The organism is Mesorhizobium sp. ES1-6, assembly GCF_020164775.1.
Lineage (GTDB): Bacteria > Pseudomonadota > Alphaproteobacteria > Rhizobiales > Rhizobiaceae > Mesorhizobium.
On sequence record NZ_JAIUGU010000008.1, the window covers coordinates 157,299 to 180,130 of the forward strand.

Annotated in this window: 25 protein-coding genes and 1 riboswitch; of the genes, 12 read left to right on the forward strand and 13 right to left on the reverse strand. The window is 63.8% G+C overall.

The window, feature by feature from the left end:
* Window positions 1-43: 43 nt before the first annotated feature.
* From LB564_RS20385 to rpmB, 3 genes are all read right to left on the reverse strand, one after another.
* A complete protein-coding gene (locus LB564_RS20385) occupies window positions 44-715 on the reverse strand; it encodes a spermidine synthase (RefSeq protein WP_224540424.1) in 672 nt (223 codons plus the stop codon).
* 59 nt (window positions 716-774) lie between these two features.
* Entirely contained in the window at window positions 775-1,458 is a 684-nt protein-coding gene (locus tag LB564_RS20390) for a queuosine precursor transporter (protein WP_224540426.1), read from the reverse strand.
* Between the two features lie 185 nt (window positions 1,459-1,643).
* Window positions 1,644-1,940, reverse strand: coding sequence for a 50S ribosomal protein L28 (rpmB, locus tag LB564_RS20395; protein WP_140708388.1), 297 nt, complete (start codon window positions 1,938-1,940; stop codon window positions 1,644-1,646).
* A 258-nt stretch (window positions 1,941-2,198) separates the two neighbouring features.
* On the opposite strand from rpmB, the gene LB564_RS20400 reads away from it, so the two are divergent.
* From LB564_RS20400 to LB564_RS20410, 3 genes are read left to right on the forward strand one after another with little or no spacing between them, the layout of a single operon-like run.
* Window positions 2,199-2,987: a DUF3108 domain-containing protein gene (locus LB564_RS20400; protein ID WP_224540428.1), complete on the forward strand. Its 789-nt coding sequence runs from the start codon at window positions 2,199-2,201 to the stop codon at window positions 2,985-2,987.
* 42 nt (window positions 2,988-3,029) lie between these two features.
* The gene (locus LB564_RS20405; protein WP_224540430.1) at window positions 3,030-3,923 is read left to right on the forward strand and encodes a DMT family transporter; all 894 of its coding nucleotides are present in this window, start codon (window positions 3,030-3,032) and stop codon (window positions 3,921-3,923) included.
* On the forward strand, window positions 3,920-4,594 hold the full coding sequence (locus LB564_RS20410) for a lysoplasmalogenase family protein (protein WP_140708394.1): 675 nt from the start codon (window positions 3,920-3,922) through the stop codon (window positions 4,592-4,594). The genes LB564_RS20405 and LB564_RS20410 overlap by 4 nt, the downstream gene beginning before the upstream one ends.
* Here LB564_RS20410 and LB564_RS20415 read toward each other — a convergent pair.
* Together LB564_RS20415 and gloB are read right to left on the reverse strand one after the other, a co-directional pair.
* Window positions 4,591-5,010 (reverse strand): cupin domain-containing protein, encoded by a 420-nt coding sequence (locus LB564_RS20415; RefSeq protein ID WP_140708395.1) that lies wholly within the window; start codon window positions 5,008-5,010, stop codon window positions 4,591-4,593. The two genes, LB564_RS20410 and LB564_RS20415, sit on opposite strands and share 4 nt — an antisense overlap.
* A 22-nt stretch (window positions 5,011-5,032) precedes the next feature.
* Window positions 5,033-5,800, reverse strand: a complete 768-nt coding sequence (gene gloB / locus LB564_RS20420; protein WP_224540431.1) for a hydroxyacylglutathione hydrolase — start codon at window positions 5,798-5,800, stop codon at window positions 5,033-5,035.
* A 140-nt stretch (window positions 5,801-5,940) separates the two neighbouring features.
* On the opposite strand from gloB, the gene LB564_RS20425 reads away from it, so the two are divergent.
* The 3 genes from LB564_RS20425 to LB564_RS20435 all read left to right on the forward strand — a co-directional run bounded on the left by LB564_RS20425 (window position 5,941) and on the right by LB564_RS20435 (window position 9,571).
* Window positions 5,941-6,717 (forward strand): class I SAM-dependent methyltransferase, encoded by a 777-nt coding sequence (locus tag LB564_RS20425; RefSeq protein WP_224540433.1) that lies wholly within the window; start codon window positions 5,941-5,943, stop codon window positions 6,715-6,717.
* Between the two features lie 137 nt (window positions 6,718-6,854).
* The gene (locus LB564_RS20430) at window positions 6,855-8,669 is read left to right on the forward strand and encodes an ABC transporter ATP-binding protein/permease (protein WP_224540436.1); all 1,815 of its coding nucleotides are present in this window, start codon (window positions 6,855-6,857) and stop codon (window positions 8,667-8,669) included.
* Between the two features lie 98 nt (window positions 8,670-8,767).
* A complete protein-coding gene (locus LB564_RS20435; protein WP_224540438.1) occupies window positions 8,768-9,571 on the forward strand; it encodes a DUF1194 domain-containing protein in 804 nt (267 codons plus the stop codon).
* A 139-nt stretch (window positions 9,572-9,710) separates the two neighbouring features.
* On the opposite strand, the gene LB564_RS20440 is transcribed toward LB564_RS20435, so the two are convergent.
* Window positions 9,711-10,628, reverse strand: coding sequence for a glycosyltransferase family 2 protein (locus LB564_RS20440; RefSeq protein WP_411910187.1), 918 nt, complete (start codon window positions 10,626-10,628; stop codon window positions 9,711-9,713).
* Window positions 10,629-10,647: 19 nt separating this feature from the next.
* Window positions 10,648-11,643 (reverse strand): glycosyltransferase family 2 protein, encoded by a 996-nt coding sequence (locus tag LB564_RS20445; RefSeq protein ID WP_224540442.1) that lies wholly within the window; start codon window positions 11,641-11,643, stop codon window positions 10,648-10,650.
* Between the two features lie 280 nt (window positions 11,644-11,923).
* Here LB564_RS20445 and LB564_RS20450 point away from each other — a divergent pair, with 280 nt between their 5' ends.
* Window positions 11,924-12,244, forward strand: coding sequence for a DUF1330 domain-containing protein (locus LB564_RS20450; protein ID WP_224540444.1), 321 nt, complete (start codon window positions 11,924-11,926; stop codon window positions 12,242-12,244).
* Window positions 12,245-12,260: 16 nt separating this feature from the next.
* On the opposite strand, the gene metW is transcribed toward LB564_RS20450, so the two are convergent.
* Both metW and metX read right to left on the reverse strand, forming a co-directional pair.
* Window positions 12,261-12,875 (reverse strand): methionine biosynthesis protein MetW, encoded by a 615-nt coding sequence (gene metW / locus LB564_RS20455; RefSeq protein ID WP_224540445.1) that lies wholly within the window; start codon window positions 12,873-12,875, stop codon window positions 12,261-12,263.
* Window positions 12,872-14,041 (reverse strand): homoserine O-acetyltransferase MetX, encoded by a 1,170-nt coding sequence (gene metX, locus LB564_RS20460; RefSeq protein ID WP_224540447.1) that lies wholly within the window; start codon window positions 14,039-14,041, stop codon window positions 12,872-12,874. Before metX ends, metW begins: the two co-directional genes overlap by 4 nt.
* Window positions 14,042-14,160: 119 nt before the next feature.
* A riboswitch (SAM riboswitch) is annotated at window positions 14,161-14,238 on the reverse strand.
* 137 nt (window positions 14,239-14,375) lie between these two features.
* Here metX and hisC point away from each other — a divergent pair.
* Entirely contained in the window at window positions 14,376-15,494 is a 1,119-nt protein-coding gene (gene hisC, locus LB564_RS20465) for a histidinol-phosphate transaminase (protein ID WP_224540449.1), read from the forward strand.
* Window positions 15,495-15,560: 66 nt separating this feature from the next.
* Window positions 15,561-16,496, forward strand: a complete 936-nt coding sequence (locus tag LB564_RS20470; protein WP_224540451.1) for a prephenate/arogenate dehydrogenase family protein — start codon at window positions 15,561-15,563, stop codon at window positions 16,494-16,496.
* A gap of 137 nt (window positions 16,497-16,633) precedes the next feature.
* On the opposite strand, the gene LB564_RS20475 is transcribed toward LB564_RS20470, so the two are convergent.
* Together LB564_RS20475 and LB564_RS20480 are read right to left on the reverse strand one after the other, a co-directional pair.
* Window positions 16,634-17,560 (reverse strand): sugar kinase, encoded by a 927-nt coding sequence (locus tag LB564_RS20475; protein ID WP_140708425.1) that lies wholly within the window; start codon window positions 17,558-17,560, stop codon window positions 16,634-16,636.
* A gap of 5 nt (window positions 17,561-17,565) precedes the next feature.
* Entirely contained in the window at window positions 17,566-18,564 is a 999-nt protein-coding gene (locus tag LB564_RS20480) for a DUF2125 domain-containing protein (RefSeq protein ID WP_140708426.1), read from the reverse strand.
* Window positions 18,565-18,717: 153 nt separating this feature from the next.
* Between LB564_RS20480 and LB564_RS20485 the strand changes: the two genes are divergently transcribed.
* From LB564_RS20485 to LB564_RS20495, 3 genes are all read left to right on the forward strand, one after another.
* The gene (locus LB564_RS20485) at window positions 18,718-19,239 is read left to right on the forward strand and encodes a gamma-glutamylcyclotransferase (RefSeq protein WP_224540453.1); all 522 of its coding nucleotides are present in this window, start codon (window positions 18,718-18,720) and stop codon (window positions 19,237-19,239) included.
* 122 nt (window positions 19,240-19,361) lie between these two features.
* Window positions 19,362-20,309, forward strand: a complete 948-nt coding sequence (locus LB564_RS20490) for an aldo/keto reductase (RefSeq protein ID WP_224540455.1) — start codon at window positions 19,362-19,364, stop codon at window positions 20,307-20,309.
* Window positions 20,310-20,461: 152 nt separating this feature from the next.
* Complete coding sequence (locus LB564_RS20495; RefSeq protein WP_224540456.1) at window positions 20,462-21,013, forward strand: LysE family translocator; 552 nt, start codon at window positions 20,462-20,464, stop codon at window positions 21,011-21,013.
* A 12-nt stretch (window positions 21,014-21,025) separates the two neighbouring features.
* Here the strand turns inward: LB564_RS20495 and LB564_RS20500 are convergent, their stop codons facing one another.
* Together LB564_RS20500 and LB564_RS20505 are read right to left on the reverse strand one after the other, a co-directional pair.
* Window positions 21,026-21,814 carry a lysophospholipid acyltransferase family protein gene (locus LB564_RS20500; protein WP_224540458.1) on the reverse strand — a complete coding sequence of 263 codons (789 nt, stop codon included), beginning with the start codon at window positions 21,812-21,814 and terminating at the stop codon, window positions 21,026-21,028.
* 77 nt (window positions 21,815-21,891) lie between these two features.
* Window positions 21,892-22,797, reverse strand: coding sequence for a LysR family transcriptional regulator (locus LB564_RS20505; RefSeq protein ID WP_224540461.1), 906 nt, complete (start codon window positions 22,795-22,797; stop codon window positions 21,892-21,894).
* Between the last annotated feature and the right edge of the window lie 35 nt (window positions 22,798-22,832).

Consider the following 22,832-nt stretch of genomic DNA (forward strand, 5'->3'; position numbering starts at 1 on the left):
TCTTTGCTTTACGCAATTCCGGACGGAAAACCCTTTCACGGCTCTACGATTTCGTGGCGATCCAGATGACATGGCGCGCGCCGCGCTTGCCGTTGGCGCGCGTGTTGACTTCCTCGACGGCGAAGCCTGCCTGTTTCAGCCGCCGCGCGAAGCCGGCATCCGGCCCCTGCGACCATACCGCCAGAACGCCGCCCGGCTTCAGGGCGCTGCGCGCGGCGGAAAGGCCAGCCACGCTGTAGAGCGCGTCATTGCTCTTGTGGACGATCCCCTCGGGGCCATTGTCGACGTCGAGCAGGATCGCGTCCCAGGCTGCGTGCTCGGACCGGATCAAACTCCCGACATCGGCCTCGCGGATAGTAACGCGGGAATCATCGAGCGAGCCGGCGAAAATCTCGGCCATCGCGCCGCGTGCCCAGGCGACGACGGCCGGCACCAGTTCCGCGACGACGATTTCCGCATTGCCGCCCAGTTCGGCGAGAGCGGCGCGCAGCGTAAAACCCATGCCAAGCCCGCCGATCAGGATCCTCGGCTGGAGATGGCCCGCAATCCTCTGGCAAGACAGTTTCGCCAGCGCCTCCTCGGAGCCGCTGAGGCGACTGTTCATCAACTCGTTGGTGCCGAGCATGATCGAGAATTCGGCACCGCGCCGTTTCAGCCGCAGTTCCTGTTGCCCATCAGGCGTTTTTGCGGAGTCCAGCTGGATCCAGGGAATCATGTGCTTTGTCTGACCATGATCTTTCCCAAAAACCGGAATCCACTTTTTGGGATCATGGCCTAGGCCGCGGCAACGGCCGGCTGGCTCCAGCGGGCGGCCAGCAGCCGATAGGGGATCAGCGCGACAACGGCGATGATCAACTTCACCGAGAGGTCGCCGAGCGCCCAGGACACCCAACGCATGGCGTCGAGATGGAAGATGCCCATCAATGGGGCGCTCTCCAGCGCAAAACTGTCGCTCGGGCCGGCGAAGGCAAAGGCGGCCGAGAAGGCGACACTGAAGAACACGACGGTATCGAACACCGATCCGACCAGCGTGCCGATGATCGGCGCCCGCCACCAGCTCTGCCGACGCAAACGGTTGAACACGGTGACGTCGAGCAGCTGCGCGGTCAGGAAGGCGGCGCCGGAAGCGACCGCGATGCGCACCAGCCGGTCGGCCGATGTTTCGAATTCGATGAAGCCATGACGGAACAGGAAGGGCGGAATGAGGATGGAGCAGACCACCGCCGTCATGAAGCCGACAAAGACGATCCGGCGCGCCACGGCGGGCCCGTAGCGGCGGTTGGCGAGGTCGGTGACGAGGAAGGAGAAGGGATAGGTGAAAGCGCCCCAAGTGAGCAGGTCGGCCAGCGACAGGCCGCCGATCTGGCCCTGCATGGGGAACTGCACGAGGATGTTAGACGCCACGACGACAAGCGCCATGGCGGCCACGAAAGGCAGGTATCGCGAAAAGGAAGACATTTTTTTATCCTGGGTAATGGAACCAGCGGAGCGTTTTGCCGAAACCGGATCACGCTCGCCTTATTTAGAGCATCGAATCTGTGAACCGCTTTGCGATTTCGATCCGATGCTGTGGCCAACAAGAGGTTGGCCACAGGCCAACAACAGGGTTGGCCAGGGCGGTCGTCCCCCGCCTTTATCCGATGTTACGCGGCGACCTGTTCGGCCAGCTTCTTGGCGATCTGCTTCTTCAAGAGGCGCGCGCGCTGCGACAGTTCCTTGACGTCGGCCTTGGCCAGGAAAGCGTCGAGACCGCCACGATGTTCGACCGAACGCAGCGCGTTGGCCGAGATGCGCAGACGCACGTTCTGGTTCAGCGCTTCCGAAATCAGCGTCACATTGACGAGGTTCGGCAGGAAGCGACGCTTGGTCTTGTTGTTGGCGTGGCTCACATTGTTGCCGGTCATGACTGCCTTGGCAGTGAGTTCGCAGGTGCGGGACATGGTTCTAACCTTCAGTTCTCTCGGGACTGCCAAACCTTTGTGCCCACGCCTGGTGGCGCGCGGTTCTGGTCAGGCGGCCTTATGGAAAAAGTTGGCGTTCCATAGTTGCATTTCACCGGGGCGTCAAGCTCCGGCTTCCCCACGGAAGCGCCCGGCGTTTCATATTAAGGCCGGATTTCATCCTATAAGCAGTCTGACAGGGACACGCCAGACCGGAGTCGCCCGCCTCCGGCCAAAAATCAAGGATCCGATCCCGCCATGCCTCGTTCGTCTCACGCGCTTGTCGCCGCGCTCGCCATAGCCTTGCCGTCCGCCGCGTCGGCGGCCTCGCCGCAATCCTTCAAGGGCGAATACACGGTGTCGTTCCTGGGCCTCTCGATCGCCAGATCGACGTTCTCCAGCAGCTATCAGAATGGCGTTTATGCGATCAACGGCACCGTCTCCGCGGCGGGTCTGGCCAAGCTGTTCGACGATACGCGTGGCACGATCTCGTCCAAGGGGACGATCTCGGGGCAGAGGATGGTGCCGCAGGCGTTCCGAGCCGATTACACGTCCGGCAAGAAGGCATCCTCGATCGACATTCGCTTTGCCAATGGCAACGTGACGTCGACGCAGGTCATCCCCGCGCCGGGCAAGCGCGACCCCAAGTCCTGGGTGCCGCTCGGTGCCGGCGATCTGGCATCGGTACTCGATCCGATGGCCGCCACCGTCATCCATGCCGACAGTCTCGACCAGGTCTGCGGCCGCAAGGTCAAGTTCTATGATGGCGAGATGCGCGCCGACCTGACGCTGACCTACGTCTCGAAGGGCACGATCTCGGTGCCGGGCTACAAGGGCGACACCGTCACCTGCCAGATGGGTTTCGAGCCGGTGGCGGGCTATCGCAAGGGCCGCAAGGCGCTCAACTATCTCAAGAACAAAAGCCGCATGATGGTGACGTTTGCACCGCTCGGCCAAACCGGCGTATATGCGCCGATCCACGCCACGGTCGGAACGCAGATCGGCACCTTGACCATCAGCGCCGGACGGTTCGAAGCGGTACAATAAGGCACGCCACAGGGACAAAATGGGCGCGCCACTGGAGACAAGATGGGGCGCGCAACACTGATCGGCTTTTCGGCGGTCGCCATGTGGGCGCTGCTGGCATTGCTTACCGACGCGTCCGGAAAGGTACCGCCTTTCCTGTTGTCGGCGATCACCTTCTCGATCGGCACCGGGGTCGGGCTGATCGCGCGGCTGGTCATGCCGGCTGCCGGCAAGAGCCAGAGGATCCCACCGCAAGTGTGGCTGATCGGCATTGCCGGCCTGTTCGGCTACCATTTCTTCTATTTCACCGCGTTGCGCAACGCGCCGGCGGTGGAGGCAAGCCTGATCGCCTATCTCTGGCCGCTGCTGATCGTGCTTGGGTCGGCCCTGATGCCGGGCGAAAAACTGGCCTGGAACCATGTCGTCGGGGCGTTGCTCGGCCTTGCCGGCACCGTGCTGATCGTCACCAAGGGTGGCGGCATCGCTTTCGATGCCCGCTATGTCTTCGGCTATGCCATGGCCGCGGTCTGCGCCGTGCTGTGGTCGTCCTATTCGCTGTTGTCGCGGCGCTTTCCTTCGGTGCCGACAAGCATCGTCACCTGGTTCTGCGCGGCGACCGCCGTGCTGTCGCTCGCCTGCCATCTGGCCCTGGAACAAACGGTGCTGCCTGAAGGCGCCGGCCAGTGGCTGGCCGTGCTCGGGCTCGGCCTGATGCCGGTAGGGGCCGCCTTCTATGCCTGGGACATCGGCGTCAAGCGCGGCAACATCCAGGTGCTGGGCGCGGCAAGCTACGCGGCGCCGCTTCTGTCGACGCTGGTGCTGATCGCGGCCGGCGTCGCCGAACCGTCGCCGCGCATCCTCGCCGCCTGCCTGCTCATCACCGGGGGCGCGGTCCTCGCGGCAAAGTCGCTGTTCCAGCGCAAGCCGGACGTCGCCGAGAGTGGGGTCAAGGCGTGATGATGCCGTTCCCGGGTGGCATCGATGCCAATGCCAACGCGACGCTGATCTTTTCGCTGGTGGCGGCGGTGATCTACGCCTTCACTTCGGGCATGCCGCCAACGCTTGCCCGCTCGGCGGCAAAGACGCTCTCGGTGACGATGCTCGCCGTGCTCTCGGCAATGCAAGGCGGTCCGCTGCTGCTGATCGCCGCGCTTGCGCTCAGCGCCATCGGTGACGCCTTCCTGTCGCGGGACGGTGAAAAGGCGTTTCTGGGCGGGCTGGGCAGCTTTCTCCTCGCCCATATCGTCTATATCGCGCTGTTCCTGCGCAGCGGCGCGGGGATGTCGGTACTCGGCTCCGAGCCCTGGCGTGGGGCAATCGCGCTGGCGATGGCCGTGTTTGCGATTGTCATGCTGGCCGCGCTCTGGCGCCGCGTTGGTCCCGGCTTGCGTATACCGATCGCCTTCTACGTCGTGGCGATCCTGTCGATGGGCATGTCGGTGCTAACGACAGGCAATGTCTGGCTTATCGGCGGCGCCATCCTGTTCATGGCATCCGACGGGGTGCTTGCCGCGGAGAAATTCCTGATAGCCGCAATCTCGCCGCACCGCGCCTGGATGCGTCTTGCCGTCTGGGTGCTTTATTACGCCGCCCAGCTTGCGATTACCCTGGGTTTCCTGCTGGGTTAGGGCTGCCAACCCGGCTCGGCCAGTTCGAAGGCGGCGAAATCGAAACCCGGCGCGACGGTGCAGCCGACCAGCGTCCATTCGCCCAAGGTGCGCGCCGATTGCCACCAGCCCGCCGGCACGACGATCTGCGGCCGTTCGCCCGCCGCGAGTTCGATGCCGAGAACCTGCTCGATGATGGCGCCGCCTTCCTCCCAAATCGACAGCGCCAGCGGCGCGCCGGCGTGGAAATGCCAGACCTCGGCGGCATCCCTGACCCGATGCCAGGCCGAAACCTGGTGCTGTTCCAGCAGGAAATAGATGGCGGTCGAATGTCCGCGCGCACCGCCGGCTTCATCGCGAAAGGTCTGCGTATACCAGCCGCCTTCCGGATGCGGTTGCAGTCCCAGTGTCGCGATGATTTCCGCCGAGCTGTTCATCGGGCGAAGGCTAGCATGGGGTTCAGAAATTGTCCTTGCGCTTGCGGATCTCGGCGAACACCTCGGCATCCCCGGCCTTTTCCATGCCCAGATGCTTGCGGATTGCCGGATCGTGCCAGCGCAGGAAGGGGTTGGTCGACAGTTCCTCGCCAATCGTCGTCGGCAGCGTCGGCTTGTTGTCGACCCGCAGCGCCTCGATCCGGGCGGCGCGCTCCTTCAAGGCCGAATTGGTGGGGTCGACGGTCAGCGCGAAACGGGCGTTGGCGAGCGTGTATTCGTGGCCGCAATAGATGGTGGTCTCGGCGGGAAGGGCCGCGAGTTTCTTCAGGGATTCATACATCACCGGCGGCTTGCATTCGAACAGCCGCCCGCAACCCAGCGCAAACAGCGTGTCGGCGGTGAACGCCACTTTCGATGCCGGCAGATAATAGGAGATATGGCCGGCGGTATGCCCGGGCGTGGCGATCACCTCGATGCGCTCATCGCCGAGATGAAGGACGGAGCCTTCCTCGACCGTTTCGTCGATGCCGGGAATCCTGGCCTTTTCCGCTTCCGGGCCGACGATCCGCAGCTTGAAGCGTTCCTTCAGCGCCAGGTTGGCCTCGACGTGATCCATATGATGGTGCGTGGTCAGGACGACGGTCGGCGTCCAGCCGGTGCGCTTGACGGCGGCCAGGATCGGCGCTTCCTCGGGCGCGTCGATGATCGCGGTCTGCCCGCTTTTTGGATCATGCACCAGCACGCCGAAATTGTCGGTGCGGCACATGAATTGTTCGATCTCGACCGGCATTGCGTCTCTCCAGCTTGTCGCCGCAGACATAGGGCGCCGCCGCGCGGATGTCACCACGGGATGAAGAATGTCATTTGAGATGACGAGCACACCGGCCCGCCTTTGTTGAATCCGGCCGATATCACCGCTACATCCCTGACATGCATTCCGACATCGTCGACCTCCGCTCCTTTTATTCGACAACGCTCGGCCGGTTCGCCGAGCGCTCGATCACCATGGCGCTGTCGTCGATATGGGCCACGGTGCCCAATGAGCGGCTGGTCGGCCTTGGCTATACCTTGCCCTGGCTGGAGCGCTTCGGCACCGACGCCGAACGCGTCTTCGCCTTCATGCCGGCGACCCAGGGCGCCGTGGTCTGGCCGGCGACCGGGCCGGCGGCGACGGCGCTGGTCTTCGACGAGGAACTGCCGCTGGTCGATTCCTGCATCGACCGCATGCTGCTTGTCCATTCGCTCGAGCATGTCGAGAATCCGCGCGAGACGCTGAACGAAATCTGGCGGGTGTTGTCGCCGGCCGGGCGCGTTGTCATCGTCGTGCCCAACCGGCGCGGTGTCTGGGCGCGCTTCGAACACACGCCGTTCGGCAACGGCCGGCCTTTCTCACGCGGGCAACTCACCGAATTGCTGCGCGAGGCGAATTTCACGCCGGCCGCCTGGTCAGATGCCCTGTTCTTCCCGCCATCGCGGCGGCGCTTCATGATGCGCTTCCACAATGTGCTGGAGCGCGCCGGCCGACGGCTGTGGCCGATCTTTTCCGGTGTCATCGTCGTGGAGGCGCAGAAGCGGCTTTATCAGGGCGTGCCGGTGGTCCAGCGTGCGTCCCGTCGCGTCTTCGTGCCGGTGCTGTCGCCACATGGCGCGACGCGGCTCGGCCGTCGGACCGAGGGATTGCCGGCTCGGCAAGTGACACCTTCGTGATCGCCATGGAAACTTGCATCGCCCGGCGTCTTTCCGACCTATCTGTGGTGCTGGGCTGGCAAAGTGGCTGAGGAGCTGCCGCCGTCGGCTCTCTTCACCCGGTTTCAGCTTCGCTCCTGAACGCAAGGACCTCGGCCATGGCTGATCAATTGGACAATCAGGCCGCCGTTCAGCCGGCCGTGGCCAGCAGCCTGCGCGATCAGGTGGCGACGATCCGGCGCGCGCTGATCGGCTCGCCGGTTCGCAAGTGGTTGCTGTGGACGTCGCTCGGCATCATGGCCGTCATCATCGCGACGTCGATCGGCCAGGTCTTGCTCAACCGCTGGAACCAGCCCTTCTACGACGCGCTCGCGCGCCGCGACATGGCGGCCTTCCTGCACCAGCTCATGGTCTTTGCCATGATCGCCGGCGGACTGCTGGTGCTCAATATCGGCCAGACCTGGCTCAACCAGATGATCCGGCTGAAGTTGCGCGAAGCGCTGACGCTGGACCTGATCGACCAGTGGATGCGGCCAGCGCGTGCTTTCCGGCTGGCCAATGCCGGCGCCATCGGCGTCAATCCCGACCAGCGCATGCAGCAGGATGCCGCGCATCTGTCGGACCTGTCGACCGATCTTGGTGTCGGCCTGCTGCAGTCATTCATCCTGCTCGTGTCTTTCGTCGGCGTGCTGTGGGAGCTGTCTTCGGGCTTCGTGTTCCATGTCGGCGGCTGGGCGCTGGCGATACCGGGCTACATGGTCTGGGCGGCGTTCATCTATGCCGGCACCGCCTCCTGGCTGAGCTGGCTGGTCGGTCGGCCGCTCATCCGCCTCAACAGCGACCGCTATACGCGCGAGGCGGAGCTGCGCTCCTCGATGGTGCGCGTCAACGAGAACGTCGATGCCATCGCGCTGTACCGGGGTGAGAATGACGCCAGGCGACGGCTCGAACTCGACCTTGGCACGGTGCTGGGTGCCATGCGGCGCATCTACACCGCCCAGATCAACCTGTCCTGGGTAACCGACACCTATGGCTGGATCACCGTCGTGGCGCCGATCCTGGTTGCCTCGCCGGTCTATTTCTCGGGCGATATCAGCTTTGGCGGGCTGATGATGGCGGTCGGCGCCTTCAATCAGGTGCATTCGTCGTTGCGCTGGTTCATCAACAACATCGGCAGCATCGCCGACTGGCGTGCCACGCTGATGCGGGTCGCCGACTTCCGCATCGCACTCGATGAAACCGATGTGCTGCACGACAAGGAGAAGCGTATCGCCTTCGATGAAAACGCCAATGGCAGCCTGACCTTCGAGAAACTCCAGGTGGCCTCGCCGGAGGGCTGCACAACGCTCTCCGACCAGCACGTCGAAATCCACGTCGGCGAGCGCGTAATGATCACCGGCGAGCCGGGCGCGGGAAAGACGCTGTTCTTCCGCGCCATTGCCGGACTGTGGCCATGGGGAAGCGGGAAGATCGGCATGCCGGGGGGAGAAGCCCCCATCTTCGTGCCTCGTGTCCCGTATTTCCCGGCCGGCACGCTGCGCGAAGTGCTCGACCATCCCTATGGTGTCGCTCCCGCAAGCGATGCCGAACTTTCGGCGGTGCTTGCCGAAGTCGGCCTCGAGCGGCTGTCGTCCTCGCTCGACCGGTCGGCCCGCTGGGAGCGTGAGTTGGGCGATGACGAACAGCGATCGCTCGCCTTTGCCAGGCTTGCGCTGCGAAAGCCGAAATGGGTGATCATCGATGAAGCGATGGATGCGTTCGACGGCCCGTCCCTCAGGCGCGTGCTGTCGCTCATGGACAAACATCTGAAGGGTGCGGCGATCATCAATATCGGGCGCGGCCTGCACAACAATCAGTTCTTTCCGCGCTCGCTGACGATCGTAAAGGATACCGGGGCGCCGGCGCTGAGACCCGCCCGCGTCAGGGCAGGGGCCATCGAACCGCCGCCGGTCGCTGCCCGGCGCAAGAAATAACACGGCCGGCACTCGGACCGACCGGGCGCGCAGCCGTAAGCTTTATTTCGCCGTGATCGCGAGCGACGGTCGCGATCGAAACATCGCTCGTGCTGGCCATGCTTGAGACAATGAGCCTGCTTGCCTGCCTGACTTGCGCCGAGGCCGCTCCGGTTCCTTCGGCGCCGGACAGGCTGGCCGTCGACGTCGAACTGGTGCTGGCGGTCGATATCTCGCTGTCAATGGACGAGACCGAGTTCGCCCTGCAACGCGCCGGCTATGTCGAGGCGCTGCGGCACGCCGATTTCATCCAGGCCGTCCGTTCCGGACATACCGGGCGCATCGCGCTCGCCTATTTCGAGTGGGCCGGCACGGTGCGCGACGACGCGGTCATCGGCTGGCAGATCATCGACAGCGCCAAGAGTGCCAACGATTTTGCCGACAAGCTCGCGGCCCGCCCTTTCCGGAGCTTCCGCGGCACCTCGATTTCAACTGCGCTTGCCTTCGGGACCGGGCTTTTCGACGGCACCAGTTTCGTGGGCGAACGCAGCGTCATCGACATATCCGGCGACGGCCCGAACAATATCGGGCCACCGGTCACCGCGACGCGCGATGCGGCCATTGCCAAGGGCATCGTCATCAACGGCCTGCCGATCCTGATTAAGCCATCGCCGACATTCAGCCATCTCGACCAGTATTATGCCCAGTGCGTGACCGGTGGACCCGGTTCCTTCGTGCTGCCGATCCACGCGGCCGCCGAATTCTCGACGGCGATCCGGCGCAAGCTGATCCTCGAGGTCAGCGGCATCCAGGACACGCCCAAAATCACGCCCGTCAACATGGAAGCGCCGGTCGACTGTCTTCTGGGTGAGCGGGACCGGCGGTTCCTGTCGGATCCCTATTTCCCGGAACTGGATCGATAGAGCGGTTCAGCGTTTAATAGAAACGCCGAACCGCTCTAACTCTTTGTTTCCACGCAATTCCCAAGGGGAAGAGCTACGCGCTTCTCCCGGGAAAACCGTTACACGCTTTTCCTGGAATTGCTCTAGGCCTGGCCGTGGTTCAGGCAGGCCGGGCGCCGCGTTCGTCGCGGAACTTGTTGGAGAGATCGCGCCGCCAGCGCCGGCCCTGGACATATCCGCTGACCAGTTCCGGCAAGGAGTAGCCGAGCGCCTTCGAAGAGCGATTGGCCATGTAACCCTCGAACGCCTCCGGTATCCGGCCCCTGAGAATGTCGGCGATGATCTGCCGTGCGATCATGTAAGGCGGGATGTGCGGGTAGGAGTGGGCGATATGCGGGTGTTTGCCCATCAGGTTCGCATAGGCCTCGACGTAGCCCGCCCGGCGGCCCGAAATCGAATTCTGCGAATTGTATTTCGTCCAGTCCATATCTCCCGACAGTTGCGCGCCGAACCGTCGCGCCAGGCGCAGGAGCAATTCGCGGTCCTGCATCCGGTTGATGTCGCTGTCATAGCCGCCAATCTCCAGCAAGGCCTCGCGGCGGGCCGATATCGCGGAGCCGGCGATGAAGATCGTCTGGGCGACGAGCGTCCGCTCCAACAGCATTGGGCTGACGAAGGTCTCGGGATTGACGCAGTTGGTGCTGCGGCTGCCCTTCCGGGAGACAAAGGAGCTGAGCAGCACCTGAAGCGCGGCATTGTCGTCGAACCAGGCCAGGGTCCGCTCGAGCCGGTGCGGCAGGTAGACGTCGTCGGAATCGAGAAATGTCACCACCGGAGCCCGCGCACGCTCGATGCCGGCATTCCTGGCGGCGTTGGCGCCGCGCCATTTCGCGCCGACATAGACCAGCCGTGGATCGCTGATGCGGGCCAGCGCGGCCGCGGTTCCATCGGTCGAACCATCGTCGACGACGATATGCTCGAAACGCGGCATGCTCTGGGCAAGCACGCTTTCGACGGCGCGGAGCACCGTTTCGCGCCGGTTGTGGGTCGGCGTGATGACCGTGATGAGCGGCGCCATGTCCACAGTCCTGGCCATGTCAGCTATGACCCACATGAACAGGCACGAGTTCCGGCTCGTCCCGGACCAGGCCAAGCGCCATGGCCGCCTGGCCGAAAAAAACCAGCGTGCAAAAGGCCAATCCGACGACCAGGGCGAACGGAATTTGCCAGGCCGGCATTCCGAGTTGCGACGCATGCGCAAGGATGCGCCCGCTTACGCGCCGGGACATCGAAAACCAGCGCCTCGTCGCTTTCAGCACGCGACCGGGACGTGACGGCGATTCCAGCGCCACATATTTCCGGTCCGCATCGCGGCCGGTGACCAGAGCGCGCCAGAAGAAAAACCGCCAGCCACGCGGGGGATAGTGGCTCGCCCGTGCATTGACCCTGACGAAATCATGTCCACTTTCCCGCAACTGGCTGGTCAGCAGCGTGCAGGAAACCTTGAAGCCATTGCTGGCGGGATAGGGGTGGCTAGCCAACCAGCTTCTGCGAAAGGCACAATTGTTGGCGTTCATCGCTCGCCTGGAAGCGAAACGCTGATCACCGTCGCGCAGCGGGAAGAACCATAGGAGGGCAAAGGTCCGAGAGGCGAAATCGTCATGGCCGAGATAGGTGTAGCCATTTACGGCAATCGTCTTCGGGTCTTCCATCGGCTTGACAAGCGCGGACAGCCAACCATCTTCGACCACCGTGTCGGAATCGCAGAAGATGACGACGTCGCCATTTGCCAACGCAGCACCGGCATTCTTGACCTCATAATACCGGCCGCCGGGACAGGCGCTGAAAAGCATAGTCGCGGCCGTGGCAAGTTGCGGAACTAGTTCGAGGATACGGTGCTGGAGAAGCGGCGTGTCGGTGCTCTGTCCGCTGTGAACGACAATAAGCTGCGGCTTGGGATAATGGCCGTTCGTCGTCGTGCGTTCTATTTCCCGCGCCAAGGCAGTCAACGAAATGCCAATTTCGTCCTCGTTCATGGACTTGGCATTTTCCATTTCAACAACGATCGAATACGTCTGATTCTTCGGTTCCATGCTCCCGCCCAGCATCTATTCGGCGCGACGCTACAAAGAACATGTCCCTGTGTCATCACATGATGCGACGTTCAACACCTTCCGAAATGACGAATTTCTGACTTGGCGCCCCAATCGCAACACTCCTCGCGCGTCAGGAGACCTGCAAAGCCCGCACGATCGACGCTGATTCGCATATGTCGTTCTTATTATCTCGGAAGTAATCGAATTGCGTCGTGCTCCTTGGCAATTTGCGATCGTGAAGCTGGCAACTCAGCTTCGATCGAAAGGAGTTTCGTCCATGACCGCTTACGCCGTTGCCCATATGCGTCAAACCACGATGGGTCCTGAGATCGTCGAGTACCTGCACAGGATCGATGCCACGCTGGAACCTTTCGGCGGCCGTTTCCTGATCCACGGCGGCAATCTGGAGGTGGTCGAGAACGACTGGCCGGGCCACCTCATCATCATCGAATTCCCTGACAGGGCGGATGTGCGCGAGTGGTATGCTTCGCCGGCCTATCGGGCGATCCTGGCGCTGCGGACCAACAATTCGCTGTCGGATGTGGTGTTCGCCGACGGCGTCGAACATCCGCACAAGGCGACGGATGTCCTGGGATAGGATTGGGCTGGCAGCCCTACCGCTTCAGCAAGAACACCGCCTGCTGGCCGAAGAAATTCCAGAACCACCAAGGCATCGACAGGCCGATCTTCTGGCCGTTGGCGTCGAGCGCGGTCGCCTTTTCCACCGTCGCGCCAAGCTCATCGCACAGATTGACGAAGTCGCGGATGGTGCAGAAGTGGATGTTGGGTGTGTCGTACCAGGAATAGGGCAGATCCTTGGTCACCGGCATGCGGCCCTCGACGAACAGCGACAGGCGTACCCGCCAATGGCCGAAATTGGGGAACGAGACGATGGCGCGGTTGCCGATCCTGAGCAGTTCGTCGAGCACCAGCTTGGGGTTGCGGGTCGCCTGCAGGGTCTGTGACAGGACGACGAAGTCAAAACCCTTGTCGGGATAGAATTCGAGGTCGGTGTCGGCATCGCCCTGGATGACGCTTAGCCCGCGCGCAACGCATTCGTTGACGCCACGCTGCGACAGTTCCAGGCCGCGCCCGTCGACCTGCTTGGTTTCCTGCAGCAATTCGAGTAGCAAGCCGTCGCCGGAGCCGACGTCGAGCACGCGCGATTGCGGCGGGATGAGATTGGCGACGACCTCGAGGTCGACACGCTGGCTGCCGTTGACGCTCATGATGCGAGTCCCCTGGCGCGCGCGGCGGAGCCGATGAAGCCGTTGATGGCGGCAAACAGTTCCGGTTCGTCGAGCAGGAACGCATCGTGGCCGCGGTCGGTCTCGATCTCGACGAAGGACACCGAGGCGCCAGCGGCGTTGAGCGCGTGCACGATCGAGCGGCTCTCCTCGGTCGGGAAAAGCCAGTCCGACGTGAAGGACACCAGGCAGAAACGGGTCCTGGTGCCGGCAAAGGCGTCCGCCAACCTGCCACCATGGTCGGCGGCAAGGTCGAAATAATCCATAGACCGCGTCATGTAGAGATAGGCGTTGGCGTCGAAACGGTCGACGAAGGTCATGCCCTGGTGACGCAGATAGCTCTCGATCTGGAAATCGGCATCGAAGCCGAAGGTCAGCGCTTCGCGGTCCTGCAGATTGCGGCCGAATTTGCGGTGCAGGGCGGCTTCCGACAGATAGGTGATGTGGGCTGCCATGCGCGCCACCGCCAGCCCCTTTTCCGGGCGCTTGCCGTGCTCGAAATATTTGCCGCCATGCCAGTCCGGATCTGCCATCACGGCCTGGCGCCCGACCTCGTGGAAGGCGATGTTCTGTGACGAGTGGCGCGCGCCGGTGGCGATCGGCAGTGCCGAAAAGACCCGTTCGGGATAGCTCGACGCCCATTGCAGAACCTGCATGCCGCCCATCGAACCGCCGAGCACGCAGAACAGCTTCTCGATGCCGAAATGGTCGACCAGCATCTGCTGCGCGCGTACCATGTCGCGGATGGTGATGACAGGAAGGTCAAGGCCATAGGGCTTTCCCGTGGCGGGGTTGGTCGAGGCCGGCCCAGTGGAACCGAGGCAGCCGCCGATGACGTTGGAGCAGATGACAAAGAAGCGGTTGGTGTCGATGATCTTGCCCGGGCCGATCAGCACTTCCCACCAGCCCGGCTTGCCGGTCACCGGATTGGTGTTGGCGACATGCTGGTCGCCGGTCAGCGCGTGGCAGACGAGGATGGCATTGGAGCGCGCGTCGTTCAAAACGCCATAGGTCTGGTAGGCGATCTGGAACGGCGACAGCAGTGTGCCGGCATCGAGCTTGAGCGGCTTGTCGGGTCCGAAACGCAACACCAGGCTCGACGGATTGTCGACCTCGTTGTTGGTCCTTGCTGCGCGCGGAGCGGCCATTCTCAATCTCTCTTGCTGCATCGTTTCTTGCGAAGTCGCCGCTTGTTTTCGCGGCGCCGATGCGGTCGTCCGGCCGGGAGCGGACAATAAAAAACCGGCATTGCCTTCGCAAAGCCGGTTACGTCACGCAAACGGCCCTTTAGCGAATTGTTTAACGTGGCTGCAAGCCGACCGGCCAAATCACCACGGAACTGTCATCGTTCTTCTAGAACCCGCCCGGCTCGCCGTCAATGGCGGCCACTGCCACCACAGCCGGCTCTCGACATTGCCGGCCATGGCTTGTATCTCCGCTGCGGCTTCCGGATGGAGGCGCTTTCGACGGATTTTGCAAGACATGAACCAGATATCGGATCAGGCACGTCCAACCCCGCGTGCGGGCATCATGGAGATAGACGCCTACGTGCCGGGAAAGAGCGCCGCACCGGCCGGTGTCGCCAAGGTCTACAAGCTGTCGTCAAACGAGAATCCGCTTGGGCCTTCGCCCAAGGCGATCGAGGCAGCGCGTGAGGTAGCCGCCAAACTCGACATCTATCCCGACGGCACCGCGAGGCGGTTGCGCGAGGCGATCGCCGAGGTGCATGGCCTCAACGCGCAGAACATCATCTGTTCCAACGGTTCCGACGAGATCCTCGGGCTGCTGGCGCAGACCTATCTCGCGCCCGGCGACGAGGCCATGTTCACCGAACATGCCTTCATGGTCTACAAGATCTACATCCAGTCGGCGGGCGCCACTCCGGTCGTGGTCAAGGAGACCGACGAGCGCGCCGACATCGATGCGATGCTGGCGGCGGTGACGCCGCGCACGAAAATCGTGTTCCTGGCCAATCCCAACAATCCGACCGGCACCTATGTGCCGTTCCAGGAGGTGCGCCGCCTGCATGCCGGACTGCCGAAAAACGTGCTGCTGGTGCTCGACGCGGCCTATGCCGAATATGTCCGCCGCAACGATTATGAGGCCGGCATCGAGCTGGCCGGCAGCGCCGAGAATGTGGTGATGACCCGCACCTTCTCCAAGATCGGCCTCGGCGGAGCGCGTATCGGCTGGATGTATGGTCCCATGCACATCGTCGACGCGATCAACCGCGTGCGCGGTCCCTTCAACGTCAATGCGACGGCGATCGAGGCCGGCATCGCCGCGATCCGCGACCGCGCTCATGTCGAGCGCAGCGTGGCGCATAACGACACCTGGCTCACCTGGCTGAGCGAGGAGATGACCAGGCTCGGCCTGCGCGTGACGCCGAGCGTCGGCAATTTCCTGCTCATTCATTTTCCCGACGACCAGAAGCATTCAGCGGCGGCGGCGGACGATTATCTGAGCGCGCGCGGCTATATTCTGCGGCGCGTTTCAGGCTACGGCTTTCCCAACGCGCTGCGCATGACCGTCGGCACCGAGGAGGCCAATCGCGGTGTCGTCGCCGCGCTCGCGACATTCCTGAAAAGCCAGAACGCCTGAAAAGCCAGAACGCCTGAAAAATCCAGAACGCCTGAAAAGCTAGAACGTCCGAGAAGCTGGAACGCCATGACATCACCGATGTTTGAAAAGATCGCGCTTGTCGGCATCGGCCTGATCGGCTCGTCGCTGGCCCGTGTCATCCGCCGCGAAGGCTTGGCTCGCCATGTCGCGATCTCGACCCGCAGCGCGGCAACGCTCAAGCGGGCCGAGGAATTGGGGCTCGGCGATTCCTACACCACCGACGCCAGGGAAGCGGTGCGCGATGCCGATCTGATCATCGTCTCGGTGCCGGTGGGCTCATCCGGGGCGGTGGCGCAGGAGATCGCGCCGGCGCTGAAGCCCGGAGCGATCCTCACCGATGTCGGCTCGACCAAGGCCTCGGTCATCGCGCAGATGCAGCCGCATGTGCCCGATGGCGTCCATTTCATTCCCGGCCATCCGCTGGCGGGTACCGAAAAATCCGGCCCGGATGCCGGGTTTGCCGACCTGTTCGACAATCGCTGGTGCATCTTCACGCCGGTGCCGGGCACCGATGCGGGTGCCTTGGAAAGGCTGTCGGAATTCTGGCGCCGCTGCGGCGCCAACATCGACACGATGGACCCGCAGCATCACGACATGACGCTCGCCATCGTCTCGCATCTGCCGCACATCATCGCCTACAACATCGTCGGCACCGCCGACGATCTGGAATCGGTGACCAAGACGGAAGTCATCAAATATTCCGCCTCCGGTTTTCGCGATTTCACGCGCCTGGCTGCCTCCGACCCGACCATGTGGCGCGATGTGTGCCTGCACAACAAGGATGCCATCCTGGAAATGCTGGCGCGGTTTTCGGAAGACCTGGCGTTCCTGCAGCGCGCGATCCGCTGGGGCGACGGCGACAAGCTCTTTGACCTGTTCACCCGCACCCGAGCCGTGCGCCGCTCGATCATTGAGGCCGGGCAGGACATCGACGTACCCGACTTTGGCCGCCAGGCGGTCGAGCATCCCAAAGGGAGCTGATATTCAGGTGAGGCCGGCCTGCAAATGGCTGATACCTGCGCTTCCGGTGCTCACGTACAAAGGTACGCTCCGCTCCGGTTCTCGGCATCAGCCATTTTCGACTCGGCCTGACCTGAATCTCAACTCCCTTAGCGTTGTTAGAGTGTCGGCCAGGTCACTGCCATCATGGCGAGCGTCTCCGCCCGATCCGGTGCGCCCAGCCTGCCGCCGAAGCGCAGGCATTTGAGCGCGGCGGCGGCACTTGCAAAGCGCAGCGCCTGCTCGACCGGCATGGCTTCCGCCAGCCCGACGGCAAAGGCGCCGTGAAAGACATCGCCCGCCGCCAGCGTGTCGACCGCCTTGATCCTCGGGGCCTCGACATGGCGGGATGATCCCGCCTTGCGATCGAACCACCATGTGCCCGCCGCGCCGCCGGTGACGGCGACGAAGGCATCGGTGCGGGAAGCGAGTTCGGTGCAGGCGGTCTGCAGATCCAGCGCGTGGCCGCATACGATGCGGACCGCCGGCTCGGAAGCGACGATGTGCGAGGCCAGCGGCAACAGCTGCTCCAGCACCGTCAGCGGCGCGGTGTCGGCATCGAGGATCGCCGGCCGGCCGGCCGCGCGCGCCGCCTTCAGGGCAAGTGCCGCGGCACCCGGCCAGCGCACATCGGCCAGCACGGCATCGAATGCCGTGATGTCGGGAAACGGCAAAGCCGCGGGATCAGCCTGCGCGCGCGGGTCGTAGAAGGGCACAATGATGCGCTCGCCATGTGCGTCGACCAGGATCGAGGCCAGTGCCGAGCGCGCGCCGCTGACGCGGCGCACATGGCTGCAATCGACGCCCTCGGCTCCTATTCCGGCAATCAGTTGGTCGCCGACCGGATCGTCGCCGGCGCTCGCCCATAGCGACACCTCGGCGCCCAGGCGATGCGCGGCGCAGGCCGCGCTGGTGGCCATGCCCGAGGCGATCTGGACGCCTTCGGAAGCGATGAATTTCCCCTGATGGTGGGGCAATGTGTCGACCCGTAGGATCGTGTCCAGCGTCAGCGCGCCAACACTCAGGAGCCTCGCCGATCTTGCCATGGGTGCTATTGCACCGGCTTGATCTTGCCCAGCGGAATGAAGCCGAGCGAGGCCTTGCCCTTGACCACTTTCAGCGGCATCGACGGTTCGCTGCCGAGCAGCGCCAGGGCGGCAAAACCCTGCTCGATCGCATTCTTCTGCTCGGGTATGGCGCCGGCAAGGATGGATGCCACGGCCTTGGGATCCTTGATCTTGATCATCAGATCGGCGTCGACCAGGCCGTCCACGTCAACCGATAGCGGCCCGGAAAGGGTGACACGCGCCGTCCCCGACGACAGATCGAGGTTGCGGATTTCGATCCTCTGGCCGCGCAGGCTTTTGACCTGCGTGCCGACCAGCGCGACGCCGTTCTTCAGGGACACGTCGCCGCTGGCATCGAGCGCCGGCAGGACGCGCCCGCCGATCGCGTCGGCATCGATCTCGAGATCGCCAAAGCTGCCGACATAGTCGAGATCGCCGTTGTTGGGCTGCAATTGTCCAGAAGCCTTGCCGGCGCTGAACAGCTCGACCGGGTCGGTGTCGTCGGCCGGGTCGGTCTGGCCCGACAGCCCTTCGGCCTGCAGCGCGATACGCCGCGGCAGCGGGTACCACAATTTGACATTGGCCTGCAGATTGTCCCAGTCGATCCAGAGCGGCGTCATGCCCGGAACGGAGGTTCTGAGCGGACCGCGCAGATTGGCGACCGGCGACAGGGGCTGGACGATCTGGGCGACGGCATTGAAGGAACCGGCCGAGGCGGCAATGTTCTTGGCATCGTCCTCGTAGGCAAGGTTGTCGCAGGAAACCGTGAAGCTCAGAGGATAACCGCTGACCTTGAGATTGGCGCAGCCGGCCTCGATGCCGTTCTTGTTGAGCGTGGCAACGGTCTTATCGGCCTCTGACCTGACCTTGTCGGCAAGATAGAACCAGCCGGCGCTGTAAATGGCGAACAGCACGAGGATGAACGCGGCAAGCCACCACAGGCGGCGACGGTTACCCGGTTGGCGTTCGTCACTTGACGTCATGCTTTGGCTCTCATTAACGCAGGGATGTCGTGTACGGATTCTCGGGTTGCGACAACAGAGGTCGACGGTGACGAATAGGTAGCCGGGGACGGACGGAAAAAACACCGGTTTCCGGTGGGGTGTTGCCATTCTTTTTCAATCAGGCGCGGCGATATGGGCGATTTTTGGGTGTTCGGTTATGGTTCGCTGATCTGGCGGCCGGGTTTCGCGCATGTCGAGACACGGCGCGCCCACCTGCATGGCTACCGCCGCTCGCTTTGTGTCTATTCCTTCGTGCACCGGGGCACGCGCCAGCGGCCCGGATTGGTGCTTGGCCTCGACCATGGCGGCTCCTGCATCGGTCTTGCCTTCCGTGTGCCGGGCGAAGTGCGCGGCGAGGTCATCGCCTATCTGCGCGAGCGCGAGCTGGTGACCAGCGTCTATCTCGAACGGACGCTGAAGGTTCGTCTGGACGGCGGCGGCGCGGTCGAGGCGGTGGCCTACATCGTTGACCGCAAGCATGAGCAATATGCCGGGGCGCTGGATGCGGCTGATGCGGCGGCCGTGGTGCGCGGCGCCGTCGGCCGATCCGGCAACAACGAGGACTATGTGCTGAGCACGCTGGAACATCTCCAGGCGCTCGGGATCCGCGACCACTGGCTGGAGGATGTGGCGCGCCGGATAGCGCCTTTGTGAAGCGCTGGCTTTGCGGAAAAAGGCGGCCAGGCCTTTGACGTCGATCTGGCAAGACCTAGGTTAGGCTCCGAACCCAGCCAACGGGCGGCATCGCCCGGCCCCAATCATCACGGAGATCCGTCTTGCAGAAACGCCGTCTCGGTCGCACCGACCTTTCCATCGCGCCGCTGGTTCTGGGCGGCAACGTCTTCGGCTGGACCGCCGACGAGAAAACCTCTTTCGACCTGCTCGACCGCTTCGTCGGGGCTGGCCTCAATGCGATCGACACGGCCGACGCCTATTCGCGCTGGGTTCCAGGCAACCAGGGCGGCGAATCGGAAAGCATCATCGGCAAGTGGATGAAGGAGCGGGGAAACCGCGACAAGGTCGTCGTGGTCACCAAGGTCGGCTCGGATATGGGGCAGGGCCACAAGGACCTCTCCGCCGCCTATATCGAGAAGGCCGTCGACGCCTCGCTGAAGCGACTGCAGACCGACGCAATCGACCTCTATCTGTCGCACTGGCCGGATCCGGCGACACCTTACGAGGAAACCCTCGGCGCCTATGAGAAGCTGCTCGCCAAGGGCAAGATCCGCTATGCCGGCTGTTCCAACCTCGATGCCGGCCAGTTGCGTGCGGCACTCGATGTGGCGAGCCTGCGCGGCCTGCCGCGCTACGAGGTGCTGCAGCCGGAATACAATCTCTATGACCGCTCCTCCTTCGATGGGCCGCTGCGCGACCTCTGCGTGGCCGAGGATATCGGCGTCATCACCTATTTCAGCCTGGCCAAGGGTTTCTTGAGCGGCAAGTACCGCACGGAGGCCGATCTCGGCCAAAGCGAGCGCGGCGGCGGGGTGAAAGACTACCTCAATGCGCGGGGCATGCGCATCCTGACGGCGCTCGATGCGGTGTCGGCGAGGCACCAGGCAAAGCAGGCTGAGGTTGCGCTTGCCTGGGCCATCGCGCGGCCTGGCGTCACCGCGCCGATCGCCAGCGCCACCACGCCCAGCCAGATGGACAGCCTGATCAAGGCCGTGTCGTTGAAGTTGAGCGCCGACGACATGGCCGAACTCGACAAAGCCAGCGGCTGAGGCCGACAGCACGCACGAACGTCCAAGACGATCCTCACGCCCTGCCATACCGTCCTTCGCACGAAAGGCTCATGGGCGGAGGATCGGATGGCCGGCCTGCTTGTTTCGCAACCCGAGCTTTGGCGCCAACTGCTCGCGTTGCTGCTGTCGTCATGGGCAGTCCGGGGCCGGCGACGATAAGCGTCACCGCCGTCGGCGCCGCCTTCGGCCTGCGCGATTCGCTGCGTTACACCGGCGGCATCGTCGTGGGCACGATCGCCGTGCTGCTGGTGGTGGCGACCGGGGTCATGGCGGCGCTTGCCTCCATGCCGAAGCTGGCGCCGTTGCTGGTTGTCGCGTCCGCGGCCTACATCCTCTATCTCGCTTTCAAGATCGCCACGGCGCCGCCGCTGGCGGCACGTGCCGCCGAGGGTTCGCGCCCGACATGGCTGGCCGGGTTTCTGCTGGCGGTCGCCAATCCCAAGGCCTATGTGGCGATCGCCGCCGTGTTCGCCGGCGCCTCGTCGAGAGACGGCGGTGTCGAACTCGACGCGCGGACGAAACTGACGGTTCTCGCGGCGATGATCGTCGTCATCCACGCCGTGTGGCTTCTTGCCGGTGCGGCGTTCGCGCGCTTCCTGCGCAGGCCCGTCGCCTCGCGGATCATCAACCTCTTCTTCGCGGCGACGCTGGTGCTGACCACGGTGCTGGCGGTGTACGGTTGACGGCCTGGGCCTTCAGGTCTTCGCGCCGAGCTCCCGAAGGCGCTTGACCGCGGTCGGTGGCAAGGCCGGTGGGTTTGGTGCGCGCGATGCCTCGACGAGAAGCTGGTCGCAGGCAGCCTCGGTCTCGCCGATCAGGCGCGCCATGAACTCGTCCTTGCCCAGACCTGGCGGAATGGGCGGCAGGAACCGCGCCTTGATGGTGCCGGGATAGCGCAGGAATTTGCGGCGCGGCCAATAGAGGCCGGCGACATGGGCCACCGGCACCACCGGCACGCCAAGCTGCGCGTAGATTTCGACGATGCCGTATTTGTAGGCCGGTTCGTCGCCAGGTGCCCGGCGCGTGCCTTCGGGATAGATGATCAGCTGGCGCGGGTTGCGCGCCATCTCTTCCTTGGTCGCGGCGACCACGGCTTTCAGCGCCTTGGAGCGGCTGCCGCGATGCACCGGGATCATGCGCATCTTCAGGATGTACCAGCCGAAGAACGGGATCCAGGTCAGCTCGCGCTTCAGGATGTAGAGCGGGTCCTGAAGGAAAGGAAAGAAGGCGATCGCGTCCCAGAACGACTGATGTTTCGGCGCCAGGATGAAGGACCCCTCGGGCAGGTTTTCCTGTCCGGTGATGTCGTTCTTGGTGCCGGCGATCTTGTCGTAGAGCCACATCGAAGTGCGCGACCAGAATTTCGGCACGAACCAGGCGCGATGGCGCGGCGACAGGAAATAGTAGGGAGTCCAGAGGATCATCTGGACGATCAGATTGACGTAGAAGACGAAATTGAACGCCAGCGATCTGACATAGAGCATGGGGGAGGTCCGGTGAGGAGGTGTGCGTTGGTTACACCAAGCGCGCAGAAAAAGGAAACGGTGCGATGCTGCCCATCCTACCAGGTCGCGCGAGCCAGGCGTTCCCTCAGGCGTGGGGCGGCAAAGTCGAGGAAGGCGCGCAGTTTCACCGGCAGCCGGCCCTGGCCCTCATGCACCAGGTTTACCGGCCAGGGCTCGGCTTCGAACTCCCTGAGCACGGGGCGCAGTGTTCCTGATCGTACTGCCGCGACGATCTGGTAGGAGAGCACCCGCGCCAATCCGACACCGTTGATCGCCGCATCGATCGCCGCCTCGGCGGTGTTGACCCTGAGCCTCGAGCGGACCGGCACGGCAAGATCAGCCCTGTCCACGGCGAAGGTCCAGGTAGCGGGTGAGCCAAGGCTTTCGAAGGCGATGCAGCTATGGGTCTCGAGATCTCCCGGGACCCGGGGAATGCCGTGCGCGGCCAGATAGGCCGGGCTTGCGCAGACGACATGCCCGATCGAGCCGACCCTGATGGCGACCATGCGCGAATCCGGCAGCCTGCCGATGCGAACGGCGAGGTCGATATGATCCTCGGCCAGCTGGCTTATCCTGTCGCCGAGCGTGAGGCGGATATCCACCAGGGGATAGGCGGCGAGGAATTCGGTGACGACCGGCAGCACGTGAAGGCGGCCGAAGACGATCGGCGCGGTGATGATCAGTTCTCCGGTCGGGGCGCTGTATTCGCCGCCGGCGGTGCGTTCGGCGTCGCCGACCTCGTCGAGAATGCGGCGGCAGGCCGCGAGATAGGCGTGGCCCGCGTCGGTCAGCGTCAGCCGCCGCGTCGTACGGTTCAACAGCCGGGTCCTCAGATGCCGCTCCAGTTCGGAGACTTTGCGGCTGACCGTTGCAAGCGGAACGCCCGAACGGCGTGCGGCAGCGGAAAGGCTGCCATCTTCCACCGCCGCGACGAAAAGGGACATGGCTTCGAGGCGATCCATCATTCTTCCGGAAAATGGAAGGGAGGGTTGCGAGT

What these genes read in the sequence shown, in the direction of transcription:
- LB564_RS20385 (WP_224540424.1), bottom strand. Translation starts at nt 715, where the DNA reads ATGATTCCCTGGATCCAGCTGGACTCCGCAAAAACGCCTGATGGGCAA.
- LB564_RS20390 (WP_224540426.1), bottom strand. Translation starts at nt 1,458, where the DNA reads ATGTCTTCCTTTTCGCGATACCTGCCTTTCGTGGCCGCCATGGCGCTT.
- rpmB (WP_140708388.1), bottom strand. Translation starts at nt 1,940, where the DNA reads ATGTCCCGCACCTGCGAACTCACTGCCAAGGCAGTCATGACCGGCAAC.
- LB564_RS20400 (WP_224540428.1), top strand. Translation starts at nt 2,199, where the DNA reads ATGCCTCGTTCGTCTCACGCGCTTGTCGCCGCGCTCGCCATAGCCTTG.
- LB564_RS20405 (WP_224540430.1), top strand. Translation starts at nt 3,030, where the DNA reads ATGGGGCGCGCAACACTGATCGGCTTTTCGGCGGTCGCCATGTGGGCG.
- LB564_RS20415 (WP_140708395.1), bottom strand. Translation starts at nt 5,010, where the DNA reads ATGAACAGCTCGGCGGAAATCATCGCGACACTGGGACTGCAACCGCAT.
- gloB (WP_224540431.1), bottom strand. Translation starts at nt 5,800, where the DNA reads ATGCCGGTCGAGATCGAACAATTCATGTGCCGCACCGACAATTTCGGC.
- LB564_RS20425 (WP_224540433.1), top strand. Translation starts at nt 5,941, where the DNA reads ATGCATTCCGACATCGTCGACCTCCGCTCCTTTTATTCGACAACGCTC.
- LB564_RS20430 (WP_224540436.1), top strand. Translation starts at nt 6,855, where the DNA reads ATGGCTGATCAATTGGACAATCAGGCCGCCGTTCAGCCGGCCGTGGCC.
- LB564_RS20435 (WP_224540438.1), top strand. Translation starts at nt 8,768, where the DNA reads ATGCTTGAGACAATGAGCCTGCTTGCCTGCCTGACTTGCGCCGAGGCC.
- LB564_RS20440 (WP_411910187.1), bottom strand. Translation starts at nt 10,628, where the DNA reads ATGGCGCCGCTCATCACGGTCATCACGCCGACCCACAACCGGCGCGAA.
- LB564_RS20445 (WP_224540442.1), bottom strand. Translation starts at nt 11,643, where the DNA reads ATGGAACCGAAGAATCAGACGTATTCGATCGTTGTTGAAATGGAAAAT.
- LB564_RS20450 (WP_224540444.1), top strand. Translation starts at nt 11,924, where the DNA reads ATGACCGCTTACGCCGTTGCCCATATGCGTCAAACCACGATGGGTCCT.
- metW (WP_224540445.1), bottom strand. Translation starts at nt 12,875, where the DNA reads ATGAGCGTCAACGGCAGCCAGCGTGTCGACCTCGAGGTCGTCGCCAAT.
- metX (WP_224540447.1), bottom strand. Translation starts at nt 14,041, where the DNA reads ATGGCCGCTCCGCGCGCAGCAAGGACCAACAACGAGGTCGACAATCCG.
- hisC (WP_224540449.1), top strand. Translation starts at nt 14,376, where the DNA reads ATGAACCAGATATCGGATCAGGCACGTCCAACCCCGCGTGCGGGCATC.
- LB564_RS20470 (WP_224540451.1), top strand. Translation starts at nt 15,561, where the DNA reads ATGACATCACCGATGTTTGAAAAGATCGCGCTTGTCGGCATCGGCCTG.
- LB564_RS20475 (WP_140708425.1), bottom strand. Translation starts at nt 17,560, where the DNA reads ATGGCAAGATCGGCGAGGCTCCTGAGTGTTGGCGCGCTGACGCTGGAC.
- LB564_RS20480 (WP_140708426.1), bottom strand. Translation starts at nt 18,564, where the DNA reads ATGACGTCAAGTGACGAACGCCAACCGGGTAACCGTCGCCGCCTGTGG.
- LB564_RS20485 (WP_224540453.1), top strand. Translation starts at nt 18,718, where the DNA reads ATGGGCGATTTTTGGGTGTTCGGTTATGGTTCGCTGATCTGGCGGCCG.
- LB564_RS20495 (WP_224540456.1), top strand. Translation starts at nt 20,462, where the DNA reads ATGGGCAGTCCGGGGCCGGCGACGATAAGCGTCACCGCCGTCGGCGCC.
- LB564_RS20500 (WP_224540458.1), bottom strand. Translation starts at nt 21,814, where the DNA reads ATGCTCTATGTCAGATCGCTGGCGTTCAATTTCGTCTTCTACGTCAAT.
- LB564_RS20505 (WP_224540461.1), bottom strand. Translation starts at nt 22,797, where the DNA reads ATGGATCGCCTCGAAGCCATGTCCCTTTTCGTCGCGGCGGTGGAAGAT.